General features: G+C 23.6%; 4 protein-coding genes. 3 read left to right on the forward strand and 1 reads right to left on the reverse strand.

Annotated elements, in window-relative coordinates:
• Positions 1-72: 72 nt before the first annotated feature.
• Positions 73-249 (reverse strand): hypothetical protein, encoded by a 177-nt coding sequence (locus ACXX89_RS03905; protein WP_458557722.1) that lies wholly within the window; start codon positions 247-249, stop codon positions 73-75.
• 1 nt (position 250) lies between these two features.
• Here ACXX89_RS03905 and ACXX89_RS03910 point away from each other — a divergent pair, with 1 nt between their 5' ends.
• The 3 genes from ACXX89_RS03910 to ACXX89_RS03920 are packed head-to-tail and all read left to right on the forward strand — an operon-like array spanning position 251 to position 5,435.
• Positions 251-3,118, forward strand: coding sequence for an MGA_1079 family surface serine endopeptidase (locus tag ACXX89_RS03910; RefSeq protein WP_458557723.1), 2,868 nt, complete (start codon positions 251-253; stop codon positions 3,116-3,118).
• A gap of 14 nt (positions 3,119-3,132) precedes the next feature.
• Positions 3,133-4,362, forward strand: a complete 1,230-nt coding sequence (gene dcm / locus ACXX89_RS03915) for a DNA (cytosine-5-)-methyltransferase (RefSeq protein ID WP_458557724.1) — start codon at positions 3,133-3,135, stop codon at positions 4,360-4,362.
• Positions 4,362-5,435: an HNH endonuclease gene (locus tag ACXX89_RS03920; protein WP_458557725.1), complete on the forward strand. Its 1,074-nt coding sequence runs from the start codon at positions 4,362-4,364 to the stop codon at positions 5,433-5,435. The genes dcm and ACXX89_RS03920 overlap by 1 nt, the downstream gene beginning before the upstream one ends.
• Positions 5,436-5,620: the final 185 nt, after the last annotated feature.

Raw genomic sequence — 5,620 nt, forward strand, 5'->3', positions numbered from 1 at the left:
TTTCTCCTTAAATAAAAACATAAATTTGGTGTCCCAAATTTATGTCCCTGTTTAATCAACTACCTTTAATTATTATTTAAATAATTCAAAATCTGATGCTAGCGATAAAGATCTAAGAGATGAAGCAAAAATTCTTGAAATTGTAACTGAAGCTAATAAAGTTACAACTAATGGAAAAACTACTTCAACTCCTTCTGCTAATCTATTTTGAAGTAATATAGAATTTAAAAATCCAAATATAAATCACACAATGTTTAATGCTAAAGATGCTAAAGAAGCATTAGAAACATCGTATAAAATGCCAAAAATAGGCAAATATGAAATTTTTGTTAAAGAAGTTAAGGATATAGTTAATAACACAGGAAATACTAATGGTGGTCAAGCTAAAGTTTTTCTATGATATAAAAAAAATGGAATAGAAGCACCTTTACCAAAATTAAATACTACAGCATTTATTAATTCTCATTTAAAAACAATTAATTTCTTTAAACCTTTAAGTTTTAGAGATATTAAACCAATAAATGAAAATGAATGATTTACACAAAATGATTTTACTAATAAAGAAACAATTGATGAAAATGATAAAACAATTATTAATCAAATTAATAGTTCAAATTTTGATTACAGAAGAGTTGATGGAGTGATTGATAAATCACAAAATCTTCAATTTAGAGTTTTAGATCCTAAAGACATAATAGAACAAAAAGCTTTTGAAGCACTCAATTTCTTATTAAAATTTAAAAACACAAATTCAGATAGTTCTAATTCTAATGACAAGAATTTTAGTAATTTATCAAACACAGGAAGTGCAAATAAAGATGATGCAGATGTTTCAAATAAAAATTCATCTGTAAATGGTTTTTTTACTTCTCAAACATCAATTAAAAACTCAAATGATTCAGAAAATAATTTAAATTTAGTTAATATTTACAATAAATACTTTATATACTTTTACGATGTTAGAAGCACAAATGAAGGAAGTTTAACATTTAAATTAGGTTTTATAAATAAAGAAAATACTGAAAAACGTTATACAAATAATCAGGATATTACTTTAGTTAATTTAACAAATGACTATAAAGAAAACTTGTATCCAGAAATAATTTTAAACAGTATTAAATATAGCGATTTAAACATAAATACAGGAAATATACAGCAAATTAGTGCAAATGATTTCAAAAATAAAGTAAACAATCACTCAAACGATCTTTCAAATTATGTATCTTTAAAAACAAGTGAAATCACTTATAACAATTTCAAAATTAATACAAGCAATATTTCAATTGCTGAAGCTAAAAACATAGATAATAACTCTATTTATGTTAAGTTACAATATACAAATCCTAAAAATAACAACAGCATTATTAAAGGAAATGTATGATATAAAATTAAAGGTTTTGCTTCATCAGTTAATTCAAAAGAGGAATTAACTTTTGCTAAAAAAGAGTTAAAAACTGTTTTTGAATCTTCTTCAGAAATAACAAGAGAAAGAGAAGTTGAACCTTATCAAAAAGATTTATTATGATCTTTTGATAATCAAACAGAAGTTGCAAGTTGAACATTAAAAAACAAATATATAGAAAAAACCTTTTTAAGCAACAATTCTACAAATAGAAAAATTAAATTTCACTTATTTGGAAATACTTTGGTTCAAAATGATCAAAGACTAACAAATATTTCTTCTTTGGACAAAGGATACAACTTTGAGTTTAATTTTGAAGATCTAATACTTGGTAAAGAAATTTCTTTTAGGCAACAAACCATTATAATCAACAAGTTAAATGGAGGAGAACATCCAAGATTTTATTTTGTTATTAAAGCTAAATATCAGCAAAATGAAGGAATAAAATTCACAGTGGAATTGGAAGATAAAAACTATAAACTTCTTGTAGGAAATCCATACAAAGAAGCAATTACTTTTAAAGAAACACTAGATGAAACTAAATTTGATAAATTTAATAAAAATAAAGCATTTTTAATAAATAATGCTGGTGCTTCTATTTCACTAAATTATACAAACGCAATTGAACACGAAGATTTTGGTCAAAAAACTAATCTATTTAGTTATAAAAATCTAGATTATAATCAAGAAAATCAACCCATTACTTTCTTTACACCACAAGAAGTAATTTTAAGTAATGAATACAATCCAAATCAAAATGTTAGTTATGAATTACATAACGGATATAAACAAGATAATGAATTTCTTCACAAAGACTGAAAAGATATTCCTTTAGTTAATAACGTAAGATCAAGAGCAATCGCTTATGGTTTTGGTTCTGCAACAATGTTTGCAAAAGTAAGTAGTAATCCTAATGATGGTAAATTTTATATTATTACAAATAACCATGTAGAAGCAGGAAAAAACTATAAATTTGATGATAATAATTTACCAACAGAAGTTGCTAATAAATATATTGTTAAAACATCTAATAACTTTGATAATAATGTAGAATCAGGATATTCTTATTGATCAGGATCTAACAGAATTTCCAAAGCAACTGCTGGTATTATATGAACCGGATTAAATCAATATGACAAAAACGGAAATAACAACACAGCAGGTAATTTTGTTGATATGACTGTATTTGTGGTAGATGCTTTTGAACTTATTAAAGAAGCACAATTAGAAGGTAAAATGGATATGGTTGCATATTTTAAAAACTGATTTACTTTACCAAATACTAATTTAGATTATACAGGTGTAGAGGGGGCGATTTTCTTTGGAGCAAATCTTAAAAACTTTGCAATGAATGGTTTTCCATATGGAAAACAATCAGGTTATCTAATTAACAGAGCAGGTAGCTCTTCAGGAAATGTTGGGTTATCTAGACAACAAGGATATACTCCTACTTTCTTTAATAATGGAAATTCAGGTACAGGAATTTTAGGAGAAAATAACAGTTATATTTCAACTATAAATTCAGGAGCATCTTTAACATTTTTACAATCTTGAAACTATGAAACAATTACACATAGTTATTTTGGAATTAATTGAAATAACGAAGATCCATTATCATTAACTAATAAGAGATCGTTAGCTGCACAAATATTAAAATTAAATGCACAAAAACCTTTTGAATATAGTGTACCTTGATTTTTTAGAAAGGAAAAATAAAGAAATAAGTAATAATGAAATATAAATTTATAGATTTGTTTGCTGGGATTGGTGGTTTTTATAAAGCTATTGAAAAAGTAGCAAAAAATAAAAATTTTGAAATTGAATGTGTTTTTAGCAGTGAAATTGATAAAGAAGCAATAAAAGTTTATTCACATAATTTTAAAAAGAGTAAAGAAGAAATTATTGATATTCGTTTATTGGATGAATATTGTTCGCAAGTTCCAGAACATGATATTTTATTTGCAGGTTTCCCTTGTCAAACGTTTTCAAATGCAGGGAATAAAAAAGGTTTTGAAGATGAAATAAGAGGAACTCTATTTTTTGATATAGTAAAAATTTTAAAAGCAAAAAAACCTAAATATATTCTTCTTGAAAATGTCAAACATTTGGTAAAACATGATAAAGGTAGAACTTGAACAATAATAAAAAAAGTATTAGAAGAAGAATTGAATTATTTAATACCAGAAAAACCCTTAATTTTATCTCCGCATAGTTTTGGAATTCCACAAAACAGAGAAAGAGTTTTCATTCCTGGTATATTAAAAGAAAAACAAGAAAATAAAATAGAACAAAAAGATTTTATTTTTTCTTTTGATTCAAAAAAATCAAACAAATTTATTAATATTTTAGAAAAAAACGTCGATGAAAAATATTTCTTACAAGATGAATATTTGATTAAGATTTTAAATGCATGAGATGAATTTGTTAGGGAAGTAAAATTTCCAGAAACAAGAACTTTACCGGTAATCTGATTAGATGAATTTGATCAAAATTATGAGTTAAAAGGTTTAGTTCCTTGAAGAAAAAAATATTTAGAAAATATGAGAGAATTTTTTCAAGAAAATTATATTTTCATAAAGAAATGAATGCAAAAACACAATGTTTCTTCTTGAAAACTAAGAGATAAAAAATTTGAATGACAAGCAGGGAAAGAAGTTAGAAATATTAAAAATACATTTATTCAAATGAGACAATCTGGAATAAGGTGCAAAAAAGCGGAAATTTTCCCTACTTTAGTTGCTATGGTACAAACATCAATGCTTTTTGATAAAGAAAAAAACAAATGAAGATACATTACTCCAAGGGAAGCAGCAAACCTTCAAACTTTCCCAAAAAACTTTATTTTACATAATGAATTAAATGAAAATCACAAAGATCATTATACATATAAACAATTAGGGAATTCGGTTAATATTTTTGTAGTAGCTTTAGTTATTGAAAAATTATTGGAGTATAAATAATGCTAAAATACAATCATATTGTTGGAAGTAAAATTGAAAACCTAGAAACAATACATCCATTAGAAGGGAAAAATAACAAGGATAAAGAAAAATTTATGAAAATTCTTGTTGAATTTTTATCAAAAAATAATAATGTTGTTAAATATGAAAAACTTTTTGAATCAAAAGAAATTTTTTCTTTAAACTTGAACAATAAAAAATACAATATTTTTATCGAACATACAGATAATGGTGGAAGAAATGATGCTAAAAAAATAGCCATTACAAGCAATAAAAAATTTAGGGAGTTAATTAAATTAAGAGAAAAGTGTTTGATTATAAATGTTTATGTTCCTTTTTCAAACACAAAAGAACTAGATTATTCTAATACAATATTTTTTATAATAAATCCAGAAGAATTTCTAAAAAGCAAATCAATGCAATCAGGAACTTCGAGTTCAAGATGAGTAACTAACGAAGAAATTCTTAATTGCATAAATGAACAAGAAAATAAAGAAATTTATAAATTAAATTATAAAAATAATGTTTATATTATTCATAATTCTAAAATACTTGATTTCTTTTTAAACGAAATTCCACAAATATATTCAGATTTTTATAAAAAGGATATAGAAAGAGAATTAAAATTAGAAACAATAAATAGAAATAAATTTAAAAACCCTGAAAATGAAAATAAATATAGAAGACTTTTTAGACAATATTTATTTAATTTTTATCCTGAAAAATGTGCTTTTCAAAATTGCGATATAGATATTCCAGAGTTGTTAATTGCTTCCCATATAAAACCTGTTAATGAAATCTTAAAAGAAAAAATAGACATTAAAGATAAAAGAGAGCAAATTTGTGATCATTATAATGGATTTATTTTTTGTGCAAATCATGATAAATTATTTGATAAATTTTTAATTTCTTTTGATAATGATGGAAATGTTCTAACAAAAGAAAATCGATTTTCAAAAAGCGAAAGTTCTTTTTTTCAAAATACATTAAAAGATAAAATAGGAATTAAAATTTCTGTCAATCATGAAAAGTATTTAAAATTTCATAGAGATAAAACTTTACAATTAAAATAAGAAAATAATTAATAAAATTTATAACTTAATTAAATACATACAGAAGTTAAATTCGTTATTTTACCAAAAGAATAAAAATATATACAAAATAAAAATAAAAAATAAAGAAAATGATAAAAAAACACTATTTTTGTAAATTATTAATCAAAATGTCCTTTTTTTAGCGATATGAAAATAATAATTAT

This window comes from Mycoplasma sp. 1012 (assembly GCF_054343455.1).